The following is a 24,753-nucleotide window of genomic DNA, read 5'->3' as shown; positions in this document are numbered from 1 at the left end:
TGCTTAGGAGTATGAAGAAAATCTTACTGTTTTTATCGCTTGCCTATGTGTTGACCGGATGCTACAATTCGGGAGAACCTCGTGAGAAAATATTGAAAATCTATAACTGGGCCGATTATATGGGCGACGGTGTGCTCGAGGATTTCCAGGCTTATTATAAAGAACAAACCGGCGAGAATATTCAGATCGTTTATCAGACGTTTGATATCAATGAAATAATGCTGACCAAGATTGAAAAGGGTCACGAAGATTTCGATGTGGTTTGTCCCTCGGAGTATATCATTGAGCGTATGTTGAAGAAAAACCTGTTGCTACCCATCGATACGGTCTTTGCCCATTCGCCCGATTATATGAATGATGTTTCGCCTTATATCCGTCAGCAAATTGATAAGTTGAGTCAGCCCGGACGGCCTGCCAATCGCTATGCCGTTTGTTATATGTGGGGCACAGCCGGTATACTCTATAATAAAGCATTTGTCGATAAGGCAGATGCCGAAAGCTGGCACTGCTTGTGGGATAAGAAGTTTGCCGGTAAGATTCTGATGAAAGACAGTTACCGCGATGCTTATGGCACGGCCATTGTATATGCACACGCCGACGAACTGGCGGCAGGCAAGAAGACCGTCGAAGAGCTCATGAACGATTATTCTCCCGAAGGCATGGCTCTTGTAGAGAAAACCCTCAAGGCTATGAAAGGAAATATTGCCGGTTGGGAAACCGACTTCGGCAAGGAGATGATGACCCAGAATAAGACTTGGCTCAACATGACCTGGAGTGGCGATGCCATGTGGGCAATCGAAGAAGCCGGTGAGGTAGGAGTGGAGCTGGATTATGTTGTTCCACGAGAAGGTAGTAATATTTGGTACGATGGATGGGTGATACCCAAATATGCCGGCAACCCCAAAGCGGCGAGTTACTTTATTAACTTTCTATGCCGCCCCGACATTGCTTTGCGCAATATGGAAACCAGCGGATATGTAAGTGCCATTGCTTCTCCCGAGATACTCGAAGCGAAAATTGACACCACATTGTCATATCACACCGACCTGAGCTACTTCTTTGGAGCAGGTGCCGATAGTGTGCAGGTGAATGCTATTCAGTATCCCGACCGTAAGGTGGTGGAACGTTGTGCAATGATTCGCGACTTTGGCGACAAAACGAAAGATGTGCTTGAAATATGGTCACGTATCAAAGGAGACAACCTGGGTGTGGGTATAACCATCCTTATCTTTGTGGTAGTCGGATTAATGAGTGGATGGCAGATTCATAGGCGTGTACAGCGTTATAAGCGTAGTCGGATGCAACACCGTCGAAGTCGTCGCCGGAAAAAATAATACTAATCTTTTGAAAAATAAAAGAGGAAATTGCTTCTTAATCAATATTTATTGTCTATATTTACCGCGTATTAAAGATTTCTGATAGAAGGATGTGTTTTATTTCCCAAGATTGTAAAGTAATTTATCTCCTTACGTAAGACTTCTCAAACAAATTTATTTTATTAATTAGAAATTAATTATTTTTTCAATGAACATTTTTATTGCAGGATTAAGCTACAATATTAGCGATTCCGATTTAGCAGAGTTGTTTACAGAGTACGGAGAAGTTACCTCAGCAAGAGTTGTTACTGACAGAGAGACAGGCCGTTCAAAAGGATTTGGTTTTGTGGAAATGACAGAGGACGAAGCTGGTAACGCAGCTATTGCAGCACTGAATGAAGCAGAAGTAGACGGAAGAAAATTGGCTGTATCTGTTGCACGCCCTAAGGAAGATGCTCCACGTCGCAGCTATGGCGGTGGCGGTAATCGTGGCGGTGGCTACGGCGGCGGTGGTAACCGTGGCGGTGGTTATGGTGGCGGTAACCGTGGTGGTGGCTACGGTGGCGGTCGTGACAGATATTAATCTGAAATAACCGGCGGCTTAATGCCGCAAAGTAATAAAAGGATCTAAAAGATGGCAACGTCTTTTAGATCCTTTTTTTTATTTGTACAGATGGGTGGGGTATGTGCTTCTCCTTTCTGGAGAGGTTTACTTCCTGTGTGGTAAGAGTACGTATTTAACGTACTGTTAATTAGTATATCAATGCCTCAATAAGTACGTACTCTTTGCAGGCAAAAGTACGTATTCTTTTAATCGTTGATTACTAGTCTTTTATGACTGGTTTTCGGGAGGTAGGTAGGGGTGCTCTCTCTTCTGCGAAGAGGAGGGGTAGGTATACAAAAAGAAATCCCCTCTGGCGTACCAGAAGGGATTTTATAGTTTGAATCCTTATATTTTGTTTGAAATAAGTATCGGATCGAACTCTCTTATCAGGCTGTTTATGCCTCTTCAGTAGCAGGAGCTTCTTCCTGAGCTGGTGCTTCTTCCTGAGCGGGTGCTTCAGCAGCAGCCTTTTCAGCAAGTTCAGCAGCCTTCTTCTCAGCCAATGCTTTTGCCTTTTCTTCGTTCACTTTCTTCTCAGCTTCTAAGCGAGCTTTGTTTTCAGCTTGCTTCGCAGCGTCATCTTTTGCTTTCAAAGCAGCAAGACCTGATTGTTTGTTGTTCTTCCAAGCTTCGAACTTAGCCTCAGCTTCAGCTTCGCCAAATGCACCTTTAGCTACACCACCAAGGAGGTGTTTCTTCATGTAGATGCCTTCGCGAGAAAGGATGTTACGTACAGTGTCTGTAGGCTGTGCACCTTTCAGTACCCATGCCAATGCAGCGTCGAAATTCAAATCTACGGTAGCAGGATTGGTGTTAGGATTATACGTACCAATCTTCTCTGTAAATTTACCATCACGTGGTGCTCTGCTGTCTGCAATTACAATTGAATAAAACGCGTAACTTTTACGTCCGTGTCTTTGCAATCTGATTTTAGTTGCCATTTAATAAATGTTTTAATTAATGATTTGAATTAATGCTATTAACTCGTAATAGCGGCTGCAAAGATACTACTTTTGTTGAAACTGACAAAGTATCTGGTTGATATTATATCGTTTAGTCGAAAAAGCTCTTGAATTTCTTGAATATCTTGTCCTTGACCGAAGTGCTTGGTTGGAAACTATCTGACGATTCCCACTTCTCCAACGTATTCTTCTCTTCCTTTGTAAGGGTCTCGGGAATGTATACGCTGACGTTTACCAACAGGTCGCCGGTGCCATATCCGTTCACGTTCGGCAATCCTTTGCCGCGTAAGCGAAGCACTTTGCCCGGTTGCGTTCCCGAATCGATTTTCACCTTCACCTTGCTGTCGATGGTTGGTATCTCAACGGCACCACCCAATGCAGCGGTTGGGAAGCTTAACAGCAGGTTGTAGATCAAGTCGTTCTCGTCGCGGATCAAGTCGGGGTGTTGCTCCTCTTCGACCAAAATAATCAGATCGCCCGGTACGCCGTTGTGCTTGCCGGCATTTCCTTTACCCCCCATAGAGAGTTGCATGCCTTCGGCCACGCCTGCGGGAATGTTGACTGTTACAATGTCTTCGCCATAAACAATACCATCTCCACCGCAATGCTTACATTTGTTCTTGATGATTTTTCCTTCACCGTTGCATGTAGAGCAGGTAACACGCGTTTGCATGGTTCCCAAAATGGTTTGTTGGTTACGAATCACCGAACCGTTTCCTTTACAAGTCGGGCATGTTTCCGAACCGCCATCACCTTCGGCACCGGTGCCGTTGCAGTGCGTACAAGCTACGTACTTCTTAAGTTTAAACTTCTTCTCTACGCCTGTGGCTATCTCTTTCAGGTTCAATTTTACTTTTACGCGCAAATCGGAGCCTTTAAATCGTCTTTGTTGTTGAGCGCCTCCGCCTCCAAAACCACCAAAGCCGCCAAATCCTCCTCCGAATCCGCCGCCACCTCCATGACCGCCGAAGATATCGCCGAACATAGAGAAGATATCGTCCATAGACATACCTGCACCACCGAAGCCACCGCCAAACGGTCCCCCGTTGCCGGCTGCACCGCTTACACCTGCATGACCGAACTGATCATAGCGTGAACGTTTTTCCGGATCGCTCAATACATCATATGCCTCGGCTGCCTCTTTAAATTTTTCTTCGGCAACCTTATCACCCGGGTTTTTGTCCGGATGAAACTGTATTGCTTTCTTTCTATATGCTTTCTTAATTACTTCTGCTGTAGCCTCTTTTGTGACTTCCAGCACCTCATAGTAGTCTCTTTTCTCCATATGTTTTTAATTATTCCCCAACTACAACCCTGGCATGGCGTAGCACTTTTTCATTTAATGTGTAACCGTTTTGTACGCAATCTAAAATCTTACCTTTCTGCTCCTCGGTGGGGGCGGGTATTACTGCAATTGCTTCATGGTAATCCGTATCGAGCGGTTGATCGGCTGTCTCGATTGGTTTCACACCATTTTGTGCCAATATGGCAAGAAACTTAGCATAAATCAGTTCCATGCCTGTTTTAATTGCTTCCACATCGGTAGCGGTCTCCATGTTTTTGATGGCACGCTCCAAGTCGTCTGCAACAGGTAAGATACTGCTCAGACATTTTTCGCCTCCATTCAAAATGAGGTCTGCTTTCTCTTTCAATGTTCGTTTACGGTAGTTGTCAAACTCGGCTGCCAGGCGAAGATATTTATCCTTCTGCTCATCGTTTTCTACCTTAGCCTCTTCCAGTTGCTTTTCAAGCTCCTGCTCGCGGGTTAACGGAGTGTTCTCTTCCGAAGTTTGATCCACTTGTGGTTGCTCTTCGGTTGTTTCGTGAGCTGCCTTACTCTTCAACTCCTCTTCTTTTGCTTTCTTGTTCGGATTCATATCTTTCATTTTTTTATTCTTAGTAAATGGGTTCGTTTTCATATTTAACGCAGTATGTTAAGATTATACTTTTTTATCCTGCAAAAACTCTGCCACTCTCATAAATATGCCAAAAAACGCTGCAAAGGTAATACTTTCCTGTCAGATTGACACTGTATGCATAGCACGTAATTCATTAAAAATGCCTACCTTTGCAGCCGTTAAGAAAAGAACTTTCAATAAAATAAGGATAAAATAGAATGATTACAGTTTCAAACGTTTCGGTACAGTTTGGTAAAAGGGTATTGTTTAATGATGTAAACTTGAAGTTTACCAGTGGGAATTGTTACGGTATTATCGGTGCTAACGGTGCCGGTAAATCGACTTTTCTCCGTACCATATGCGGTGACCTTGATGCAACTACCGGAACGATCATGCTAGGAACAGGCGAACGCCTCTCGGTGTTGAGCCAGGACCACTATAAGTGGGATGCCTATACGGTAATGGATACCGTAATGATGGGACATACGGTATTGTGGGATATTATGAAACAGCGCGAAGTGCTGTATGCAAAAGAAGATTTTACCGATGAGGACGGACTCAAGGTATCGGATCTCGAAGAGAAGTTTGCCGAACTTGATGGATGGAATGCCGAAAGTGATGCTGCTACCTTATTAAGTGGACTGGGCATCAAAGAAGATAAGCATTATACGCTGGTAGGCGAACTTACCGGAAACGAGAAGGTGCGTGTAATGTTGGCACAAGCTCTTTATGGTAACCCCGACAACTTGCTGCTCGATGAGCCTACCAATGACCTCGATATGGAGACTGTTACCTGGTTGGAAGAGTATCTGGCTAACTTTGAGCACACGGTATTGGTGGTAAGCCATGACCGTCACTTCCTTGACTCGGTATGTACACATACGGTCGATATTGATTACGGAAAGATTAATCTTTTCTCGGGTAACTATAGTTTCTGGTACGAATCAAGTCAACTTGCTTTGCGTCAGCAACAAAACCAGAAGGCGAAGGCTGAGGAGAAGAAGAAAGAGTTGGAAGAGTTTATCCGTCGATTCAGTGCAAACGTATCGAAGAGTAAGCAGACAACCAGCCGTAAAAAGATGCTCGAAAAGCTGAATGTAGATGAGATTAAACCATCATCGCGTAAGTATCCGGGAATCATCTTTACGCCCGACCGCGAACCGGGTAATCAGATTCTTGAGGTATCGGGATTGAGCAAAAAGACCGAAGACGGCGAAGTGCTGTTCAGCGATGTAAACTTCAATATAGAGAAGGGTGACAAGGTGGTGTTTCTGTCGCGCAACGCACGTGCAATGACGGCTCTCTTCGAAATCATCAACGATAAGATGAAGGCCGATTCGGGAACCTTCTCATGGGGTGTAACCATTACCACTGCTTATCTGCCTGTTGATAATACCGATTATTTCAACTCAGACCTGAATCTGGTCGATTGGTTGGGACAATATGGCGAAGGAAATGAGGTTTATATGAAGGGCTTCCTGGGTCGTATGTTGTTCTCGGGCGAAGAGGTGTTGAAGAAAGTAAGTGTGCTTTCGGGAGGTGAGAAGATGCGTTGTATGATTGCCCGTATGCAACTCCGCAATGCAAACTGTTTGATTCTCGATACACCGACCAACCACTTGGATCTGGAGTCTATTCAGGCTTTCAATAATAATTTGAAAACATATAAAGGAAATGTCTTGTTTTCATCGCATGACCACGAATTCATTGAAACCGTAGCTAACCGCGTCATTGAATTGACACCAAACGGTATCATTGATAAAATGATGGATTATGACGAATACATCACCTCGGATCATATCAAGGAATTAAGAGCGAAGATGTACGGAGACAAATAAGCCGTTCTGCTCGGAGCGATAACGCAACCCGTTATCAACCTATACTATAAATGCCCTGTAACATGTTTTGTTGCAGGGCATTTGTTTATTGTATTAAAGATAGTGTATTGATGCCAAATTTCATTAAAATAAGATTGAATGTTCGGCGTAATAGTTTAAATTCACCTTTCAGATTACTTACGGTAATAGTAAGAAGTTGCCTTTTATTAACGATACTATCATTCACGATTTATGAAAAAACTAACTTTACCTTTATTAATGCTGTGTGGCTCGCTATGCTGTTTCTCGCAAGTAAAATTGAAAGTACAAGCTGGAGTGGGCTTGACGAGTATAACAAAAAGTGAGGATTATAAACCGAATATAGGATACCGAATCGGAGTGGGGTTGGAAGTGCCGATTGATAATATGTGGTCATTTCAATCTACTTTATTTTTTCTAAATAAAAGCTTTTCATTTGATAAATATATATATCAAGTGTTGCCGCCTGCTTCAGGATATTATGGAATTTATAATCTGTCCGACTCTAAAATAAATGCATTATATTTGCAATTACCCCTTCAGATAGCTGTCCGAATACCTTTCCATAGTCAATTTGGTATGCAGTTGAGTGCCGGTCCTTACATTGCGTATGGAATTGGAGGTAAGAGTTGGACAAGATTTGCTTTTATATTAAGAGAGCAGATTTATAAGGATCCTAGCCAATCAGTACCTATCAATGACCTTAAGCGTGATAAAACAGATACATTCTCCGATGATGGATTAAAGCGCTTTGATTTAGGATTGACACTTGGACTCAATTTTGTGTATAAGCGTTTGTTTGCAGGAGTCGGATTTGAATACGGTTTAATGCCGATTGCAACGAATATGCCAAAATCGCCTCTAGCATATCGGATTGGAATGGACAAGACAGAGGTTTCTCCACATCATTTAGGATTCAATACATGTATTGGATTCTCCTTTTAATCCGACGCTCGTTCCCACTCTTTTGTTTCGAAATTGTAGCGCTTGATGATTCGTGCAGGTATACCCGCACATACGCAATAGGGGGGTATGGAGCGGCTTACTACAGTTCCGGCAGCTACTACCGAATGATGCCCTATCGTAACCCCTGGCAATATAACCGAATTGGTACCTACCCATACATCATCCTCAATGGTGATGTGGCCTGTGCTTACGCCTTGTTGGTCTATGTATTTATCGACCTGTTCGAAATTATGATTTAGTCCGCTCACGGTGACGTGTTGCGCCAAATGTACATGGTTGCCAATTGTTACCGGGCCGATGATGGTGTCTCCCAATCCGATGCGAGTATAATCGCCAATTATAAGATCGCCTACGGCATTGTTTAAACACGAAAAATCCTCTACTACCGAATATTTTCCCAACGAAAAGCGATTGAATGGGGGTAGGTCTTTGCGTACGCTGCGATAAATAACCGATCCCTTACCGCGTTTCAAATATACGAAGTCGAACAAGCGTATCCACCAGTTGGGGCGTGTTTTGACCGGATGCATAATAAAGCGATGTGCCATCGACTTTAATAGTGGATGCTCTTTGAATCGTTGCTTGAGGGTACCTCTGCTCATATCTTTACAGGTTTAGGATTTCTTCTTTTCTTTTTATCTTCTATCAGATAATCGGGGATAGCCAAGCTGATGGTAAACAATAGCCATAACAACAGCATCCACCATTTTACTGCGGCAAATAGGTTGTAGCTCGTTGTTGCAACAGCAAGTACGGCGATGATAATCAGCAGCGTTTTCCATGAAGGAATGAGCCGCTGAAAAAGTTTGTCGGCATAACTCCATTGGCCGATTATGGCAGCCTCCAAAGCGGTTGATAGAGCTTTTCGGCGCGAAATTGTATGAGGCAATGTATGTGCAGTAGGGCTGCTTACCGACACCTGACTCAGGTATTCGATGAAGATATTCTGCTGTAGTAGTTTATGAGCTAAGTTGCTTTTCGGGCTTTTTAAATTTTCCTGTAGCCACCTCAGTTCTACTGCCATATCCATACTGCTGCAACCGGATGAAAGCCCCATCTGTATATGTCCATGCCTGAAGATCGTTTGATTAACTTCTTCGGTAATGGCTTGGTATCGAAGTTTTCGTGTAGAGCGTGGCTCGATAATGTGATGTAGTTGTATGGCGGTGATTTCAGCATCGTACACCTCGTTTATCGATGATAATAGGAAAGGCGGAACACTGCTTCCTTGCCCAAGTATCACTGCCATTTCGTACTTTTCCGGATCTAGTGCATGTACTGTCTCGGATAAGGTTTCGTAGTGATACAGATCGTATAATTCTTGTGGATACTCCTGTTCGCAAATATCCGTTCCTATGGGAATGAGGATTGCATAACGATGTTTATGTGCTGTCTTGGGGTATTTATTCTCTTTTCTTGCTGCTGCCCACGCAAAAACAAATAAGTAAATGCATGGTAAAAGAATAATAAGAAACAGCACAGTATCTCCGATAGAAAGAAAGTTCGCTGCCATAATTAAGGTATATATTATACGTTTTCTTTTTGTACAAAAGCGGTTACCGTTCTGAGGATTATTTTGATATCCAGCCAAAGTGAGTAGGTCTTGGCATATAAGATATCTAGTTGTTTTCGTTCCTCTGCCGACATCTTGCCCGAATCTCCTCGCTTTTCTACTTGCCATAGTCCGGTTAGTCCTGCCGGAGCCATGAATCGGTCGATGTATTCGTCGCTGGTCAACAACTCTGCTTCATAGAGTGGTAGCGGACGGTTGCCTACAATCGACATATCGCCCTTTAAGACGTTGATGAGCTGAGGCAGTTCGTCAATGCTGAACTTGCGGATGATGTGGCCTACCTTGGTAACACGAGGGTCGTTTTCGAGCTTTATGAATGCATTCTTCTGCTCATGCGACCGTTGAATGTTGTATTCGTGCTCTGAAATAACAAAATCATCGGATATCAGCACCGTGTCGTCTCCAACTTCCATATCAGGAATAGGGGAATCATCTCCAATCAATATCTCTGTAGGCTCTTTTTCCGTTTGGTACTGGTTGAGTGCATGAAAGTCATTCAAGTGCTTGTCTGCATTGATATACATGGAGCGGAACTTCAGAAAATCGAATATCTGATAGTTGCTGCCTACGCGTTTTGATTTGTATATAACCTCAAATCCGCAGCTAATTTATAACTGATTCAAATAGCGATTTAATTCACCTAATAGTTCCTACTCGTAGCTTTTCCCCCTGCTTTTCTCCTTGATTTCAGGTTATAGGGCATAGCTTCCCCTTTCCCCAGTTAGCTGAAGGCATAAGTAATCCCACGAAAAGTTGTTTTTACGGACTCCAAAGCAACTTGTATGGTTTGTCGGAATAAATATTGAGTACCCATTGTCTGCCTGTCTTTACCCATTTCGCAGGAACTGTAATGAATCGAAAGATAAATCGTTTGACTCGGCTTACCGGTTCAATATCTTCAAACACGGCTGCAACCTTCTCAATAAGGTAAGCATAAAAGTTTTTAGCCATGGCTGTAAGTAGCAGGAATACTGTATTCTCTTTGAGGAATGAACAGGGAAGATGACTCCACCCGAAATCGTTATTCATCATGTCGAATGTTCTTTCACAGGCTCCACGAGCATTGTAGAAGAGTACAATGTCTTTTTCAGAACTTTCATGGTCATTGGTTAAGATGCACCGATAGGTGTATTCACCATCAAATAGGTCCAATTGGTTGTCCTTACGCTTTTGCCTTTGAATAACAAGTCGGTAGTTTTCTTCTTGCAAAAAGGAAGTAAAAGGTATGGAGGTCACTTCATAATTCTCGAAGTTGATTTCTTCTTTTTTCCAATCTGTGATTTTCGTCATTTCTTCATACAGAGACTGACATTTGCCGGCTCGTATGTAGAACTTGTTGCAGTAGCCATGTGTCATACGGATAATCTCTTCCGAATAAGAACCACAGTCCATCCGGCAACGGTCTATGAATATTCCCCTATCGGCCAAACGACGAAAAGTCCGTTGGAGCGTATCCGCTTGACGAAAACGGACATTTGCGTTTGCGGCCCGATTTTCCACACCAACAATGTTACCACCAATAGTTGCCGTGCCGGGGAAATAACCACGTTTTTTCTTGTAAGAATACTGAGTGTCATACTTTTCTGTGGGAATAAACTGGTGGTCGAAGTCCAAGTTATAAAGCGTGTTTGGCTTGAGTTGTTCTGTTTGAAGGAGCATATCGAGCATCAAACTATTAAGCTGTTCCGCCTTATTGAAAGCATAGCTTGCTCCTTTTTGGGAAGTATAGTGGATATCCAATTCTGCGAGTTCTTTTATGCCTCTCAATAAAGTATCCGGACTGGGGATTTCAGTATCCGGGCGTAATTCAAGATGTTTGCCAAGGTGTTTGCCGATATCTTCGATGTGGTCACCGCCGCAATAGTAGATCCAAAATAGGCTCGAAATAATTTCGCTATATTGGTAACCGGCGTAGGAAGAACGTAATCCTAAAGATTTATCGATCACGGAATTCAGTCCTAAACGAGAAAATTCATCCATTGCGTAAAATATACCCCCAAAAGGAGTGATATTATCTGATTTTATGGCTATTTTTGTTGTCATATGCACAAGTACCTTTATGGTTTGTTTGGTAGCACTAATTTAGGTGAATCTTGTGACATAACCAAACCTTGAGGATGTTATTCATCCTCAAGTGTTTGGATTCTCTGAAAATAATATGACTGCGGATTTAAGGTATAATAGCACCTTTACTTTCTATACGGATGGCAATGGCTGCAAGTATCCAGAGAGGAGATAGCCAAACTAAAGATGCGCTTGCAAAAAGAATATCGAATATTCTTTTCCATAAGGGCAGCTTGAAAGGTTGCGTTTTGCTTCCTTTCTCCTGAATCTCATTGATCTTTTGCTGCTTTCTTTTCTCTAAAAAAGCAATCATTTCGTCGATTGCTGATGGAGGGGCACTGAATGAGATTGTATTATTGATTCCTGCTCTCAGGTAATTAATTTTTTCTTCTGCTGTTAATAGTTCGGTGACCAATACCATATATACGCTAGGATATCTCTTTCGTAGATATTGGATATCAACAATGTCTTTATGTGCTACCACATGCTCATAGAAAAGTACCACATCGTACTTTTCCTTGATCTTATCCAATAAATGTGTTGCGCTCAGATAATTCGGAACGGCACAGAACATGTCTTTTGTCATCGTTGAAAAATGTTCGATGGTTTGCTTATGCCGTCCAATATAGATGAGATATTGCATGAGAAAGTCTATGGTTTAGTCAATAATTTTTTTGATGCGAATTTTAAGTTCCATCGGGTTGAAGGGTTTCAAAATATAATCTTCTGCTCCTTCTTCCAATAAGCGAATTCTTTCGGAGGTACTGTCTTCGCTTGACAACATAACAATGGGGATGTTTTTGAAAAGTTCATTGTTTTTCATATAATGCAGAAACTCGTCTCCCATCATTTCAGGCATGCGTATATCTGAAATTATTAAGTCTGGAAAATTGCCTTCGTGAAGCCACTCAATTGCTTTGATGGGGTTCTCAAAATATATGAAGTCATAATCCTTTCCCAGGTATACCGAGATTACTTTAGCAATGGTTGATTTATCATCCACGAGCAATACTTGTTTCTTCATGCTATTATTGATCTTTATATATTAATTATTTTATATTAATTTTCTTATTATGCACAAATATATAGAATATTCTTATAAGTGTATTCTAAAATGAAACTAATTTTCTTTTTTTGATAAGAAGGGACTTTTCTAAACATAGAAACGGCTTGAAAACAATGGTTTCAAGCCGTTTCTATTATTTATTTGTAGTTAGTAAACCAAGTCATTATTCCAGTTTTGGTACCATTCTAGCTTGTCTTTACCTCCCGAAATAACCCATTCGGCAAACTCGGGATAAGCTTCTTTGATCATATTTTTCTCAGAAGGCCATCTCCAGAGTGTTGCTGCTTTTGGTTCGGCAACAAGAATACCCCAGCCTAAATTTTCGTCGCTCACATAATATTTCTTAGTGAGTGAACAGTCGTTGTTTTTGCCGAAATAGAATGTTGTTGCCAGATCGGTTGGCTTGTACCCGGGCAGGTGGATCTCTTTTCTATCTTCTTTTTTGTTTTCAGTAATGATAAATAGATTAAAATCGCTCATTGTTAATGAACTGACCGAATTGTTCTTAAACTCGACTTCAACCTTAATCTTTTGAGTTTGTCTGTGCCCTTGAGTCTTTACGGTGTTAATATAAGAAGGCGTCGACGATTTGTCATCAAACACTTTATGTGCATTATAGAACAAGGGTATATTGGCTATTTTTTGATTATTCTCAACTCCATTGGTCTTGATATCAAAGAAGTCTAACCCTAAATTACTGCTATTACTATAGTCGATTTCATCAATATATGCGGGGTTGATGCCATCCAACTGCAATCCCATGGAGATATTATTGAATGCGCCCACAGCCATAATCTCATAGTCGAAATCTAGTTCCGATATGTACTTTCCTTTCTTACTTAGTTTGACGTTACTGATACGTAATACAATATCATTCATATCATAGTCGCCATAAATGGGCCACTGATCTTCAAATGCATAGGTATATACATAGTTATCTTTAATCTCGATAGGACCCGGCTCCTGTGGTGGAGTGCCTCCTTCGGGAGTGTTTACTTCTCCTGCGCAGGTGATGATTGTAATTGCAGATCCATTGTATTTACTCATTTTAGCACCATCAAGCAATTGGTAAGAACCGGCTTGTGTGGGGTGCGAATCCGTTTCGATAATTAGGTTTCCGCTATAAGTGATATTCCATGAGAAATTTACAACAGGAGATTTAATTAACGATGTGTTGGATGCTTTGTCACTACTGATTGTGCATCCTGAGTGCAAATTCATTGCCTGGCTCGCTTTTAGCATCGATCCATTGTTTAACTCTATCTTAGTGTTGTTAAACTGCATGGTGTGTGCCATAATCGCTCCTTTTTCCTGAATAAGTGTCCCTTCGTTAAACTGAAACTCTTGCTCTACATTGATCTGACAGTTATTTCTCAATGTCGATCCCCAGTCTGTTTTCATCACTTTGGCATTGATGATACCTTCGTTATAGTAGTTGGCACCGCCCAACGTAAAGTTTTCTATATTCAGTACTGCATTATCTCCATTATAAAATAAGCCGGGATTGTCTGATGTGCTACCTATTGTCAGTTTGTTCAAATTATAGATCTTGTTTAAATTTGCCAAATTAAACTGGTTGCTGATTGTTGCCTCACCACCTTTCATGATGGATAATCCGCTCGAACCGACTAAACTTAAATTCTTGGCAATGATCTTGCCTCCATTCATGACAATGATCTCTAAGCCTGATTCAACTTTAAAATTATCAAGAGTCCATGTACCCGATACGTAGAGCTTGGCATTACTTACTCCCCAGTGTTGAAACGTACCAGTATAATTTTGGGTTATTTTATAGGTGGTATTGCTCTTGATAATAATATCACTTTTGTCTATTTCGATAGCATTTGCCGGAATACTTTCGTAGTTCGGTACTTCAATATTGCTGCCGGCTCTTGACGAGACTGCTGCTCTGGATTGGGGAATCACTGTTTTGTTTTCGACAAAACTGCATTGTATCGAATTGTTTGAGGAAGGAATCTCTGTATATATTACTTCTTTTCGGCCTCTGGGGTCTGTTTGCTGAATATACAGACCTTTTTGCCCTTTTAGATAAGTAATGGGACTTGAATAGGGTTCGCCTTTTTTAGCAACACCTTTGGTTAAGGCATTGGCACTCTCGTCAAAGAGTGGATTCTTATCAAATACTTCGACCAAGTAATAATACTGCCCTGCAAATTCGTCGTTAACTTCAATGTTAACCGAAGCAGCTTTTGTTGTGGTAGCATCAAAATCGGGAGGAGCTATTAATTTTAGAGGGTTCTCTAATTTGTAATTAGGATCATAAAGATCCTTGTCATTCTCGATGCAACTTGTCGTTATTGACGCGAGTGCGATGAATGAAACTGCCAATGTTTTATTAAAAATTAGTCTCATAAATTAGGATTTACTTGTTCTGATTTATATTTGTTGCAAATTTATGTTTATTTCCTGTAGCTGTGTATGTTAAGTTGATTAATCTTAATCGTTTTAACTTTATTTATGACAGATTGAACAGATGTGTCAACTAATAAACAGATTTAAAGTTAAATTGTTTATCTGTTTGCTTATTAATTAGATAGAATATTAAAATTTTGGCGAAAAAAGACATTGTAAATATGTAAAGTTGTATTTTCTGTTTTGGATTATTACCGGTCTCTTTATAAATAAAAACAACAGAGATATACTAATTTAGTATATCTCTGTTGTCCGAATATCTTAAATTCCATATTACTCTGAAAGTGCTTCTATAACGTTGTTTTAGTAATTTCTCCTATCAAGCAGGAGTTCATTTTTTCTCTTACTTCCTGATTACTTAATCCATGTCCCAAAAGAAACATTAGTTTCGTAACGGCACACTCGGGCGTGCTGTCATATCCGCTGATAACTCCTGCTTGCAACAGTTGAATGCCCGTTTCATAGCGTTCCATCTCTACTGCTCCAGACGAACATTGCGTGATGTTGACTAGGATAATACCACGGTCGGTTGCATCTTTTAGTTGCTGAATAAACCAAGGCTTTTGTGGTGCATTACCCGAACCGAAGGTTTTCATTACGACAGCTTTCAGACCGGGTACATGAAGCAGCGAGGCAATAATACCTTCTTGAATACCTGGAAATAGTGTCAAAATAACGACATTGGTATCGAATAAATAATGTGGCTTTAGAGGTTTGGACGTTTCGGGTTGTCGGATGCGTCCCGGTTCGTATTTAATATGGATACCTGCCCGTGCCAGTGGGGGATAGTTGAATGAGCGGAAGGCATTGAAGTTTTCGGCATTTATTTTGGTCGTTCGGTTGCCGCGCATCAGGTGATTCTCGAAGAAGATACACACTTCGGGTACAATAGCAGTTCCATCAGGGTTCTTGGCGGCAGCTATTTCGATTGAGGTGATCAGGTTTTCTTTACCATCGGTACGAAGCATACCGATTGGGAGTTGCGATCCGGTAAGAATCACCGGTTTGCTCAGGTTCTCGAGCATAAAGCTTAGGGCAGATGCTGTATAGGCCATTGTATCGGTACCATGAAGGATGACAAAGCCGTCTACATGGTCATAATGCGAGTCGATAATTTCTACTAATTTGGCCCAATAGCGGGGTTCCATGTCCGAGGAGTCAATCGGCGGATCGAACTGTTCGGCAGATAAATGGCAGTTAAATCTTTTTAGTTCCGGCACGTACTTCAGCAGTCGTTCAAAGTTGAAGTTTTCTAAAGCACCGGTTTCCGGGTTTTCTATCATTCCGATAGTTCCACCGGTATAGATTAACAAAACGGAGGGTGTAGCTGCTATCATAAGTTGATTTTTTTGTTAATTCAGCAGCAAAGATACAAAAATTAGTGGTTAACGGAAAATGGTCATTGATTAATTTTTTACGAATTCACCAACGATTACTTTCAATTAACCACAAATAGGTTTATTTCCCAATCATTGTTTTTAACTGTAGAACGGCTTTTTCTGCGCATTTCTCTTCTTCGAGCAGGGCAACGAACCGGCTGCCGATGATAGCCCCCGATGCATACTCACAAGCAGCAGTGAAGGTTTCTCTGTTGGATATGCCGAAGCCTATCATGAGTGGATTTTTTAAGTTCATCTCCGCAATCTTTTTAAAGTAATTACGTTTTTGCAAACTGAAGTCCTGTTGTGCTCCTGTAGTTGCTGCCGAAGAAACCATGTAGATAAATCCGTCGGTATGTGCATCAATCTGTCGGATACGCTCTTCGCTTGTTTCGGGAGTGATGAGCATAATCACTTTAACGTCATATTGTTCGGCTATGGGGCGATACGTCTCCTGATAGTCTTTAAAGGGCAGATCGGGGATGATCACCCCATCTATGCCGCAGTTATGGCACTCTTTGCAGAAGTTTTCGAATCCAAATTGCATGATTGGATTAAGGTAGCCCATTAGAACGAGTGGGATGCTAACCTCCGTCCGAATGTCGGCTAGTTGACTGAAAAGGAGCTTAAGAGACATTCCATTGCGCAACGCTTGATTGGCAGCTTGCTGAATAACGACTCCATCGGCCATTGGATCGCTGAAAGGGATGCCTATCTCAATCATATTTACACCGTGGCGTTCCAAACTGCGGATGACGTCGGTTGTTCCCTCCAGTGTAGGAGCGCCGGCACAGAAATAGATTGATAGTAAATCCTTGGGTTGATTGCTAAATAATTGATTAATTCGATTCATGGATATATTCTTTTTTATTCGTTTCTATTTAAATCGGTAAGAAAAGCCTTGATGCGTGCTACATCCTTCAGTCCCGGTCGAAGCTCGAATCGGCTGTTGATGTCGAATCCTGCCAAAAGCGGATGCTGAAACACATTCAACGCAGGGGCACTGAATGCATGAATGCCTCCACTTAGCAGAAAAGGAGTAATGCCTCGATAGTCCTTTAATACTTCCCAGTCAAACTGTTCGCCCGATCCGCCGTACTGTTCGCATTTGGTGTCAAAAAGTACATAGTCACAGATTCCATCGTAGGCTTCGATACCTTGCAAATCTTTGCTTCGGGCAATGGAGAATACTTTGATCAGCTTAGCTCCGTTTGCTTTCAATGACTTGCAATACTCGGGAGACTCTTGCCCATGCAATTGTATATAGTTTAAATCATATCGGTCGGCATAGGTTCGTACGGTTTGCTTCTCTTCATTCACAAATACCCCAACGCGATGAGCTTGCGAAGGCAAATAGCAGGGCAGCTCATCGACAAAACGGGGAGACTTGGGATAGAAGATAAATCCCATCATATCAATGCCCAGTGCCTCTACTGCTCTGATGTTCTCTGCTTCACGCATACCGCATACTTTGATTAGCTTTTTCATAGGCTGCTTAGCTGTTTTCTATTGAGTGGATAAACTGATGAAGCATCTCGCCGGGTTCATGCTTGCGCATAAATGTTTCGCCAATAAGAAAGCCTTTAAAACCGGCTTCCCGTAGTCGTATCACTGTTTCGGGCGATGATATGCCACTTTCGGATACCCATATCGACTCTTTTGGCAATAGTTCTGCCAACCGGAAGGAATTCTCTATATCGGTATGAAAACTGCCTAGATTGCGGTTGTTAATTCCGATCATATCCGTCTCTTTGGAGATATACGACAGTTCTTCCGAAGAATGGAGTTCGAGCAATACCTCCATACCCAACGCATGAGCCTGTGCGGTTAGTTCATTACATTGTTCGGGAGATAGGGCAGCAGCAATCAGCAATACGGCATCGGCTCCGATAAGGCGTGCCTGATAAAGTTGGTAGGTGTCGATGATAAACTCTTTGCGGATGATGGGCAGATCGACCAAGGGGCGAGCGGTACGTATATCGCGCAAAGAACCACCGAAGAACTTCTCGTCTGTGAGGATAGAGAGAGCTGCTGCACCTGCCGTTGCATAGGCCGGTACAATCACTTCCGGAAGTGCCTCTTCCCGTATCCATCCTTTGGAGGGTGAGCGACGTTTAAACTCAGCGATAATGCCACTTTCCGAATGGGTCAATGCTTTTTTCATGGAACGAGTGGGAGTCAGATCGCCGAGGGTCTCCTGCAATTGTTCCAATGAGATGGTTTGCTTTTGAAACGCTACTTCACAGCGTTTATTGGCAATGATTTCTGATAATATATCTTTCATATTAAAGAATGAGCATAGGGTGAAGGGGTTAAGAATTGAGTTCGATAAACCGTTTCAAAGTGCGTATGGCAGCACCACTGTCTAGTGATTCTTGAGCCAAGGCGATGCATGCTGCTATGGGTTTCTCCGGACAGATTACCTGGATGGCAAAGGCTGCATTGACTACTACTGCATTAGTCTGTGCGGGAGTAGCTGTACCTTTCATCACGCGGTCGAAGATGGTAGCTGCCTCTTCAATGCTGTTGCCGCCGTCAAGCGATGCTTCCGGGCAACGTTCGAATCCTAAACTCTCCGGCGTATAGATCTTCTCGTTTTCGCTTGTAGCTACTTTAAACTCACCGGTCAGTGATATTTCATCGTATCCGTCGAGGCTGTGCACTACGGCAAACCTTGTGTCACTTTCCTGAAATGTATAGCTATATAAACGAAGCAATGGCAGGTTATATACGCCCAGTAGTTGATACGTGGGCAGTGCCGGATTTACCAACGGTCCCAGCATGTTGAAGAACGTGCGAACAGCCAATGATTTACGCACCGGAGCTACTGCCTTTAGTGCCGGATTGAAGAGAGGGGCATGCAGATAAGCGATGTTACACTGCTCCATGGAGTGTCGTAATTGGTCTATGTTGCTCGTAAACCGCACTCCGTGATGCTCCATTACATTGCTTGCACCACTTACCGAGGTAGCTCCGTAATTGCCGTGCTTCACTACCGGAAAGCCTGCTCCTGCCACTACAAAGCAGGCAGCGGTCGAGATATTGAACGTATTCTTACTGTCGCCTCCTGTTCCTACAATGTCGATGGGAGAAAATTCACTCAAGTCTACCGGGATACGCATTTCGAGTAGTGCATCCCGAAAGCCGCAAAGTTCTTCTACCGAGATACTACGCATTAGGAATACGGTAATCAATGAGGCTACCTGTGCATCATTATACCGCCCTTGAGCAATGTTTTGTAAGATGGTGCGTGCTTCGTCGCGACCCAGGTATTGATGCTCGAAGAGCTTATGTAGAATTTGTTTCATAGGTTCAAAAAGTTTTGAATGATGATTTTGCCTTGCGGTGTTAATACCGATTCGGGGTGAAACTGGATACCATGCACGTCGAAGGTGCGGTGACGAAGCGCCATGATCTGTCCCTCGCGGCTGATGGCTGTCACTTCTAAACAGTCGGGGAAAGCTTCCTTATTCACCACCCATGAGTGATAACGACCGACCAATAGTTCGGCATCTAGCCCTGCAAAGAGTGCTTCGTCGCCACTAACGGAGATGGGAGTCTGTATGCCGTGGCACACCTCTTTCAGGTTAGTGAGTTGTGCACCAAACGCCTCGCCTATGGCTTGATGCCCTAAGCATACACCGAGTATGCTTTTGGTAGGTGCGTATCTTTTAATGAGAGGTAGCAATAGTCCTGCCTCTTCGGGGATGCCCGGTCCGGGCGAAAGAATGATTTTATCGAAACCCTCTACGTCGTCCAGATCGACCTGATCGTTGCGGACTACCTCTACGTTGTTTGCTCCCAACTCTTTGACTACATGCAGCAGGTTGTAGGTGAAAGAGTCGTAATTGTCTACTAATAGTATCTTCATAATTTTAATTCTTTAATTGTTCGGCCAGGTCTATTGCCTTCTTCAGCGCTCCCAGCTTGTTGTTGACTTCCTGTAACTCATATTCATCTTGGCTGTGTGCAACGATGCCTCCACCTGCCTGAAACCATAATTCATTGTTGCGGCTCACGAATGTACGAATCGTAATGGCTTGATTCAGCTCTCCGTTGAGGCCGATGAATCCGATGCAACCTCCGTAAGCACCCCGGTTGTGTGGTTCTATTTCGCTGATCAGCTGCATGGCTCTTACCTTGGGGGCACCGCTCAACGTACCGGCAGGGAAGGTATCGATGAAGCTCTTCAGTGGATTGGCATTCTCGTTGAGTGTTCCGCTCACGCGGCTTACCAGATGAATCACGTGGCTGTAATACTGAGGCTCTTTGTAGAACACTACCTCTACGTTGTGGCAGTTACGGCTCAGGTCGTTGCGTGCCAAGTCTACCAGCATTACGTGTTCGGCATTCTCTTTTGGATCGGCCAGCAGTGCTTCGGTCAGTGCTTTATCTTTGAGAGCATCGCCGGTACGTCGGGTTGTTCCGGCAATCGGGTCGATGTATGCCCGGCTTCCTTCGATCTTACAATGGGTTTCGGGTGAGGAACCGAAGATGCGATAGCCGCCAAAGTCAAAGTAAAACAGATAGGGCGAAGGGTTGATGCTACGTAGTGCTCGGTACACCTTGAAGTCATCGCCGGCAAAGGGTTGAATAAAACGACGGGAGAGTACGATTTGGAAGACATCACCACGTAAGCAATGTGCGATGCCCCGACGCACGTTTGCTTTGTGTTGTTCGTCGTTGATGGTGCTTGTTACCGGTGCGGTAGTAGTGAAGTTGTACGAAGCAAAGTTCCGGTTCTCAATGGCCGATTCCAGTTGGTTCAGTCCGCTTGTCTCTCCTTCGCCGAGCATCTCTACCAGTGTCAGTTCATTTTTAAAATGGTTGAAGACGAGTATATACTTATATAATAGGTAGAGCAGGTCGGGTGCATCGTTCTGTTCGTCGTGGCTCTCTTTGACTGCGATGTGCTCGAAATACTTCACTGCATTGAATGTGGTATAGCCGTACAGGCCGCATACCTTCTTGTCGTCACCTTCTACGCGAAAGCGGTTGATAAATGCATTCATTGCTTTCTCTACTGTAAACGTATCGGTAAGAGGCTCTTCCGTACAACTGCCATCGGGCAGTGTAGTGGTGACCCGTCCGCTGTTTACCCCGATACTTGCCAACGGACACAGGGCGATGTACGACATTGAGTTCTCGCCTGCATGAAAGTCCGAACTTTCCATCAATGCCGACTGTGGATACATATCGCGCACCTTAAGGTAAATGCTTACCGGTGTGTGCAAGTCGCCCAGCACCTGTTTGCTGTGTGTGGTATAGTGAATTGTTTTCATCCTTTTAGTTGTTTAAAAGATAAGTTTCAATATCCTTGTCTCCGCGTCCCGATACGGTGAGTACCACCACATCGTCGGGCTTGAAGGTGAGTTTATTCAATGCACCCAGTGCATGAGCCGATTCGAGTGCAGGGATGATACCTTCGAGTTTGGTCAGTTCGTAGGCGGCAGCTATGGCTTCATCATCGTTCACAGCCAGTACAGTTGCCCGTTGTTGGGCTGCCAAGTTGGCGTGTAGCGGACCGATACCCGGATAGTCCAATCCTGCCGAGATGGAGTAGGGCTCTTCGATTTGTCCGTCTTCGTTTTGCATTACAAACGTACGTGCACCGTGAATAATCCCCATCTTGCCCAATTGAATGGTAGCTGCGGTCATACCCGTTTCTATCCCTTTGCCACCCGCTTCGGCCAGTACGATGCGTACGCGTTCGTCGTCCAGGTGGTGGTAGATGGTTCCTGCCGCATTGCTTCCTCCGCCTACGCAAGCAATCAGGTAGTCGGGGTAGTCGCGTCCTTCTTTTTCAAGTAGTTGTTTTTTGATCTCTTCGCTGATAACCGATTGCAGGCGGGCTACCATGTCGGGATAGGGATGTGGTCCTACGGTCGATCCGATGATGTAGAACGTATCTGCCGGATGGCAGCACCAGTCGCGAATGGCTTCGTTGGTGGCATCTTTGAGAGTCATATTGCCCGAAGTTACGGGAACTACTGTTGCTCCCAACATTTTCATCTTCTCTACGTTGATGTGTTGTCGTTCTACATCGGTTTGCCCCATGTATACGATGCACTCCATGTTCATCAATGCACAAACCGTTGCCGTGGCTACCCCATGTTGTCCGGCACCTGTTTCGGCTATGATGCGTGTCTTACCCATGCGTCGTGCCAACAGTATCTGCCCGATGGTGTTGTTTATTTTGTGTGCGCCGGTATGATTCAGGTCTTCGCGTTTGAGGTACATACGGCAACCGTATTTCTCCGAAAGCCTATGTGCCGGATATAGGGGCGAGGGGCGTCCCACATAGTCACGCAATAGTTGATTAAACTCCTGTTGAAAATCCTCACTGGCGAGTACATCCAGGTAGGTACTTCTAAGTTCCTCTACACATTTATGCAATATTTCGGGGATATAAGCTCCCCCAAACTCTCCGTAATAACCATTCTCGTCTGCCTGATAACTCTTTTCTTTTGCTTGATAACTTTTCATGATGCTGTATGATTTTTAATTTATTTTGCGATGTAACATAACGGAAAGAGCCCTGTCGCAGGATGCGACAGGGCTCTTTCTTGTTTTATATCTTTAGTTAGTATATATACACGAGCACTGCTCCCTTACGACTGTAGGAGTTGTAAAGAGCGCCACCAATATGTATTTACTAATAGATTTCTCATTGTCTTGTTGTTGTTTAACGACGGCAAATATAAGCACTTTGTTTGAAACAGCAAGTCTTTTCGTTCTTTTTTTATCTTTTTTATTTGAAAACTTTTTAGCTGCTTTGCTGTTTATATATACATATAATCGAATTACTAACAACAAAAATCATATGAAACAGAGAAAAGTATTAGTGTTTATCGGTGCAGTTATTCTTAGTTTGTTATTGCTTTATTGGCTTTTTATAGCCGAAGACATGAGCGCCTGGATTTCCTAATCGTGCGTATTATTTGAGGTAAAAGTTTAAAAGATAGGTATTGTTTGAAGCAAACCCATTGACTTTCGAATGAAAGATGATGGGTTTCTTTTATATCTATACCTCAAATCCGCAGCTAATTTATAACTGATTCAAATAGCGATTTAATTCACCTAATAGTTCCTACTCGTAGCTTTTCCCCCTGCTTTTCTCCTTGATTTCAGGTTATAGGGCATAGCTTCCCCTTTCCCCAGTTAGCTGAAGGCATAAGTAATCCCACGAAAAGTTGTTTTTACGGACTCCAAAGCAACTTGTATGGTTTGTCGGAATAAATATTGAGTACCCATTGTCTGCCTGTCTTTACCCATTTCGCAGGAACTGTAATGAATCGAAAGATAAATCGTTTGACTCGGCTTACCGGTTCAATATCTTCAAACACGGCTGCAACCTTCTCAATAAGGTAAGCATAAAAGTTTTTAGCCATGGCTGTAAGTAGCAGGAATACTGTATTCTCTTTGAGGAATGAACAGGGAAGATGACTCCACCCGAAATCGTTATTCATCATGTCGAATGTTCTTTCACAGGCTCCACGAGCATTGTAGAAGAGTACAATGTCTTTTTCAGAACTTTCATGGTCATTGGTTAAGATGCACCGATAGGTGTATTCACCATCAAATAGGTCCAATTGGTTGTCCTTACGCTTTTGCCTTTGAATAACAAGTCGGTAGTTTTCTTCTTGCAAAAAGGAAGTAAAAGGTATGGAGGTCACTTCATAATTCTCGAAGTTGATTTCTTCTTTTTTCCAATCTGTGATTTTCGTCATTTCTTCATACAGAGACTGACATTTGCCGGCTCGTATGTAGAACTTGTTGCAGTAGCCATGTGTCATACGGATAATCTCTTCCGAATAAGAACCACAGTCCATCCGGCAACGGTCTATGAATATTCCCCTATCGGCCAAACGACGAAAAGTCCGTTGGAGCGTATCCGCTTGACGAAAACGGACATTTGCGTTTGCGGCCCGATTTTCCACACCAACAATGTTACCACCAATAGTTGCCGTGCCGGGGAAATAACCACGTTTTTTCTTGTAAGAATACTGAGTGTCATACTTTTCTGTGGGAATAAACTGGTGGTCGAAGTCCAAGTTATAAAGCGTGTTTGGCTTGAGTTGTTCTGTTTGAAGGAGCATATCGAGCATCAAACTATTAAGCTGTTCCGCCTTATTGAAAGCATAGCTTGCTCCTTTTTGGGAAGTATAGTGGATATCCAATTCTGCGAGTTCTTTTATGCCTCTCAATAAAGTATCCGGACTGGGGATTTCAGTATCCGGGCGTAATTCAAGATGTTTGCCAAGGTGTTTGCCGATATCTTCGATGTGGTCACCGCCGCAATAGTAGATCCAAAATAGGCTCGAAATAATTTCGCTATATTGGTAACCGGCGTAGGAAGAACGTAATCCTAAAGATTTATCGATCACGGAATTCAGTCCTAAACGAGAAAATTCATCCATTGCGTAAAATATACCCCCAAAAGGAGTGATATTATCTGATTTTATGGCTATTTTTGTTGTCATATGCACAAGTACCTTTATGGTTTGTTTGGTAGCACTAATTTAGGTGAATCTTGTGACATAACCAAACCTTGAGGATGTTATTCATCCTCAAGTGTTTGGATTCTCTGAAAATAATATGACTGCGGATTTAAGGTCTATACAAAAATATGTATA

22 protein-coding genes and 1 pseudogene are annotated in these 24,753 nt (G+C 42.9%); 4 read left to right on the top strand and 19 right to left on the bottom strand.

The features are described from left to right. The first annotated feature begins 11 nt into the window (after positions 1-11). Positions 12-1,334 carry an ABC transporter substrate-binding protein gene (locus TY03_RS11750; RefSeq protein WP_042370103.1) on the top strand — a complete coding sequence of 441 codons (1,323 nt, stop codon included), beginning with the start codon at positions 12-14 and terminating at the stop codon, positions 1,332-1,334. Positions 1,335-1,524: 190 nt separating this feature from the next. Next, a complete protein-coding gene (locus TY03_RS11745) occupies positions 1,525-1,899 on the top strand; it encodes an RNA recognition motif domain-containing protein (protein ID WP_042370101.1) in 375 nt (124 codons plus the stop codon). A gap of 416 nt (positions 1,900-2,315) precedes the next feature. Here the strand turns inward: TY03_RS11745 and TY03_RS11740 are convergent, their stop codons facing one another. The 3 genes from TY03_RS11740 to TY03_RS11730 all read right to left on the bottom strand — a co-directional run bounded on the left by TY03_RS11740 (position 2,316) and on the right by TY03_RS11730 (position 4,759). Continuing rightward, positions 2,316-2,861, bottom strand: a complete 546-nt coding sequence (locus TY03_RS11740; RefSeq protein WP_042370099.1) for a 30S ribosomal protein S16 — start codon at positions 2,859-2,861, stop codon at positions 2,316-2,318. A 112-nt stretch (positions 2,862-2,973) separates the two neighbouring features. After that, positions 2,974-4,167: a molecular chaperone DnaJ gene (gene dnaJ / locus TY03_RS11735; RefSeq protein ID WP_042370096.1), complete on the bottom strand. Its 1,194-nt coding sequence runs from the start codon at positions 4,165-4,167 to the stop codon at positions 2,974-2,976. 10 nt (positions 4,168-4,177) lie between these two features. Next, on the bottom strand, positions 4,178-4,759 hold the full coding sequence (locus tag TY03_RS11730; RefSeq protein WP_042370239.1) for a nucleotide exchange factor GrpE: 582 nt from the start codon (positions 4,757-4,759) through the stop codon (positions 4,178-4,180). A 239-nt stretch (positions 4,760-4,998) separates the two neighbouring features. Between TY03_RS11730 and TY03_RS11725 the strand changes: the two genes are divergently transcribed. Both TY03_RS11725 and TY03_RS11720 read left to right on the top strand, forming a co-directional pair. Then, positions 4,999-6,618 carry an ABC-F family ATP-binding cassette domain-containing protein gene (locus TY03_RS11725; RefSeq protein WP_042370094.1) on the top strand — a complete coding sequence of 540 codons (1,620 nt, stop codon included), beginning with the start codon at positions 4,999-5,001 and terminating at the stop codon, positions 6,616-6,618. 231 nt (positions 6,619-6,849) lie between these two features. Next, the gene (locus tag TY03_RS11720; protein WP_042370093.1) at positions 6,850-7,581 is read left to right on the top strand and encodes a porin family protein; all 732 of its coding nucleotides are present in this window, start codon (positions 6,850-6,852) and stop codon (positions 7,579-7,581) included. Here the strand turns inward: TY03_RS11720 and TY03_RS11715 are convergent. The 16 genes and pseudogenes from TY03_RS11715 to TY03_RS11640 all read right to left on the bottom strand — a co-directional run bounded on the left by TY03_RS11715 (position 7,578) and on the right by TY03_RS11640 (position 24,600). Next, positions 7,578-8,204: an acyltransferase gene (locus TY03_RS11715; RefSeq protein ID WP_042370090.1), complete on the bottom strand. Its 627-nt coding sequence runs from the start codon at positions 8,202-8,204 to the stop codon at positions 7,578-7,580. The two genes, TY03_RS11720 and TY03_RS11715, sit on opposite strands and share 4 nt — an antisense overlap. Further along, a complete protein-coding gene (locus tag TY03_RS11710; RefSeq protein ID WP_042370088.1) occupies positions 8,201-9,115 on the bottom strand; it encodes a hypothetical protein in 915 nt (304 codons plus the stop codon). Before TY03_RS11710 ends, TY03_RS11715 begins: the two co-directional genes overlap by 4 nt. A 14-nt stretch (positions 9,116-9,129) precedes the next feature. Next, a pseudogene (locus TY03_RS11705) lies at positions 9,130-9,765 on the bottom strand (sugar transferase); the annotation flags it as partial. Positions 9,766-9,934: 169 nt separating this feature from the next. Next, positions 9,935-11,218, bottom strand: coding sequence for an IS1380 family transposase (locus TY03_RS11700; protein ID WP_042366226.1), 1,284 nt, complete (start codon positions 11,216-11,218; stop codon positions 9,935-9,937). A gap of 127 nt (positions 11,219-11,345) precedes the next feature. After that, the gene (locus TY03_RS11695) at positions 11,346-11,825 is read right to left on the bottom strand and encodes a sugar transferase (RefSeq protein ID WP_148335645.1); all 480 of its coding nucleotides are present in this window, start codon (positions 11,823-11,825) and stop codon (positions 11,346-11,348) included. A 72-nt stretch (positions 11,826-11,897) separates the two neighbouring features. Next, a complete protein-coding gene (locus TY03_RS11690; RefSeq protein WP_042370086.1) occupies positions 11,898-12,263 on the bottom strand; it encodes a response regulator in 366 nt (121 codons plus the stop codon). A gap of 189 nt (positions 12,264-12,452) precedes the next feature. Continuing rightward, positions 12,453-14,678 carry an LruC domain-containing protein gene (locus TY03_RS11685; protein WP_042370082.1) on the bottom strand — a complete coding sequence of 742 codons (2,226 nt, stop codon included), beginning with the start codon at positions 14,676-14,678 and terminating at the stop codon, positions 12,453-12,455. Positions 14,679-15,028: 350 nt separating this feature from the next. Beyond that, positions 15,029-16,075 (bottom strand): asparaginase, encoded by a 1,047-nt coding sequence (locus TY03_RS11680; protein WP_042370080.1) that lies wholly within the window; start codon positions 16,073-16,075, stop codon positions 15,029-15,031. Between the two features lie 121 nt (positions 16,076-16,196). Continuing rightward, entirely contained in the window at positions 16,197-16,970 is a 774-nt protein-coding gene (trpA, locus tag TY03_RS11675) for a tryptophan synthase subunit alpha (RefSeq protein ID WP_042370077.1), read from the bottom strand. A 14-nt stretch (positions 16,971-16,984) separates the two neighbouring features. After that, entirely contained in the window at positions 16,985-17,605 is a 621-nt protein-coding gene (locus TY03_RS11670) for a phosphoribosylanthranilate isomerase (RefSeq protein WP_042370076.1), read from the bottom strand. Positions 17,606-17,612: 7 nt separating this feature from the next. Then, complete coding sequence (trpC, locus tag TY03_RS11665) at positions 17,613-18,401, bottom strand: indole-3-glycerol phosphate synthase TrpC (RefSeq protein WP_042370074.1); 789 nt, start codon at positions 18,399-18,401, stop codon at positions 17,613-17,615. 28 nt (positions 18,402-18,429) lie between these two features. Continuing rightward, on the bottom strand, positions 18,430-19,425 hold the full coding sequence (gene trpD / locus TY03_RS11660) for an anthranilate phosphoribosyltransferase (RefSeq protein WP_042370073.1): 996 nt from the start codon (positions 19,423-19,425) through the stop codon (positions 18,430-18,432). Continuing rightward, positions 19,422-19,988, bottom strand: a complete 567-nt coding sequence (locus TY03_RS11655) for an anthranilate synthase component II (protein WP_042370070.1) — start codon at positions 19,986-19,988, stop codon at positions 19,422-19,424. The genes trpD and TY03_RS11655 overlap by 4 nt, the downstream gene beginning before the upstream one ends. A 4-nt stretch (positions 19,989-19,992) precedes the next feature. Continuing rightward, a complete protein-coding gene (locus TY03_RS11650) occupies positions 19,993-21,399 on the bottom strand; it encodes an anthranilate synthase component I family protein (RefSeq protein ID WP_042370068.1) in 1,407 nt (468 codons plus the stop codon). A gap of 4 nt (positions 21,400-21,403) precedes the next feature. After that, positions 21,404-22,603 (bottom strand): tryptophan synthase subunit beta, encoded by a 1,200-nt coding sequence (gene trpB, locus TY03_RS11645; protein ID WP_042370066.1) that lies wholly within the window; start codon positions 22,601-22,603, stop codon positions 21,404-21,406. Between the two features lie 713 nt (positions 22,604-23,316). Continuing rightward, positions 23,317-24,600, bottom strand: coding sequence for an IS1380 family transposase (locus tag TY03_RS11640; protein WP_042366226.1), 1,284 nt, complete (start codon positions 24,598-24,600; stop codon positions 23,317-23,319). Positions 24,601-24,753 lie beyond the last annotated feature (153 nt).

This window comes from Bacteroides neonati (genome assembly GCF_000499785.1).
In the GTDB taxonomy this organism is placed as follows: Bacteria; Bacteroidota; Bacteroidia; order Bacteroidales; family Bacteroidaceae; genus Bacteroides; species Bacteroides neonati.
Note: the sequence above shows the minus strand (reverse complement) of the source record. Positions and strands in the feature narration are given on the sequence as shown.

Coding starts and splice junctions, on each gene's coding strand:
- TY03_RS11750 (WP_042370103.1), top strand. CDS start 12: ATGAAGAAAATCTTACTGTTTTTATCGCTTGCCTATGTGTTGACCGGA.
- TY03_RS11745 (WP_042370101.1), top strand. CDS start 1,525: ATGAACATTTTTATTGCAGGATTAAGCTACAATATTAGCGATTCCGAT.
- TY03_RS11740 (WP_042370099.1), bottom strand. CDS start 2,861: ATGGCAACTAAAATCAGATTGCAAAGACACGGACGTAAAAGTTACGCG.
- dnaJ (WP_042370096.1), bottom strand. CDS start 4,167: ATGGAGAAAAGAGACTACTATGAGGTGCTGGAAGTCACAAAAGAGGCT.
- TY03_RS11730 (WP_042370239.1), bottom strand. CDS start 4,759: ATGAATCCGAACAAGAAAGCAAAAGAAGAGGAGTTGAAGAGTAAGGCA.
- TY03_RS11725 (WP_042370094.1), top strand. CDS start 4,999: ATGATTACAGTTTCAAACGTTTCGGTACAGTTTGGTAAAAGGGTATTG.
- TY03_RS11720 (WP_042370093.1), top strand. CDS start 6,850: ATGAAAAAACTAACTTTACCTTTATTAATGCTGTGTGGCTCGCTATGC.
- TY03_RS11715 (WP_042370090.1), bottom strand. CDS start 8,204: ATGAGCAGAGGTACCCTCAAGCAACGATTCAAAGAGCATCCACTATTA.
- TY03_RS11710 (WP_042370088.1), bottom strand. CDS start 9,115: ATGGCAGCGAACTTTCTTTCTATCGGAGATACTGTGCTGTTTCTTATT.
- TY03_RS11700 (WP_042366226.1), bottom strand. CDS start 11,218: ATGACAACAAAAATAGCCATAAAATCAGATAATATCACTCCTTTTGGG.
- TY03_RS11695 (WP_148335645.1), bottom strand. CDS start 11,825: ATGACAAAAGACATGTTCTGTGCCGTTCCGAATTATCTGAGCGCAACA.
- TY03_RS11690 (WP_042370086.1), bottom strand. CDS start 12,263: ATGAAGAAACAAGTATTGCTCGTGGATGATAAATCAACCATTGCTAAA.
- TY03_RS11685 (WP_042370082.1), bottom strand. CDS start 14,678: ATGAGACTAATTTTTAATAAAACATTGGCAGTTTCATTCATCGCACTC.
- TY03_RS11680 (WP_042370080.1), bottom strand. CDS start 16,075: ATGATAGCAGCTACACCCTCCGTTTTGTTAATCTATACCGGTGGAACT.
- trpA (WP_042370077.1), bottom strand. CDS start 16,970: ATGAATCGAATTAATCAATTATTTAGCAATCAACCCAAGGATTTACTA.
- TY03_RS11670 (WP_042370076.1), bottom strand. CDS start 17,605: ATGAAAAAGCTAATCAAAGTATGCGGTATGCGTGAAGCAGAGAACATC.
- trpC (WP_042370074.1), bottom strand. CDS start 18,401: ATGAAAGATATATTATCAGAAATCATTGCCAATAAACGCTGTGAAGTA.
- trpD (WP_042370073.1), bottom strand. CDS start 19,425: ATGAAACAAATTCTACATAAGCTCTTCGAGCATCAATACCTGGGTCGC.
- TY03_RS11655 (WP_042370070.1), bottom strand. CDS start 19,988: ATGAAGATACTATTAGTAGACAATTACGACTCTTTCACCTACAACCTG.
- TY03_RS11650 (WP_042370068.1), bottom strand. CDS start 21,399: ATGAAAACAATTCACTATACCACACACAGCAAACAGGTGCTGGGCGAC.
- trpB (WP_042370066.1), bottom strand. CDS start 22,603: ATGAAAAGTTATCAAGCAAAAGAAAAGAGTTATCAGGCAGACGAGAAT.
- TY03_RS11640 (WP_042366226.1), bottom strand. CDS start 24,600: ATGACAACAAAAATAGCCATAAAATCAGATAATATCACTCCTTTTGGG.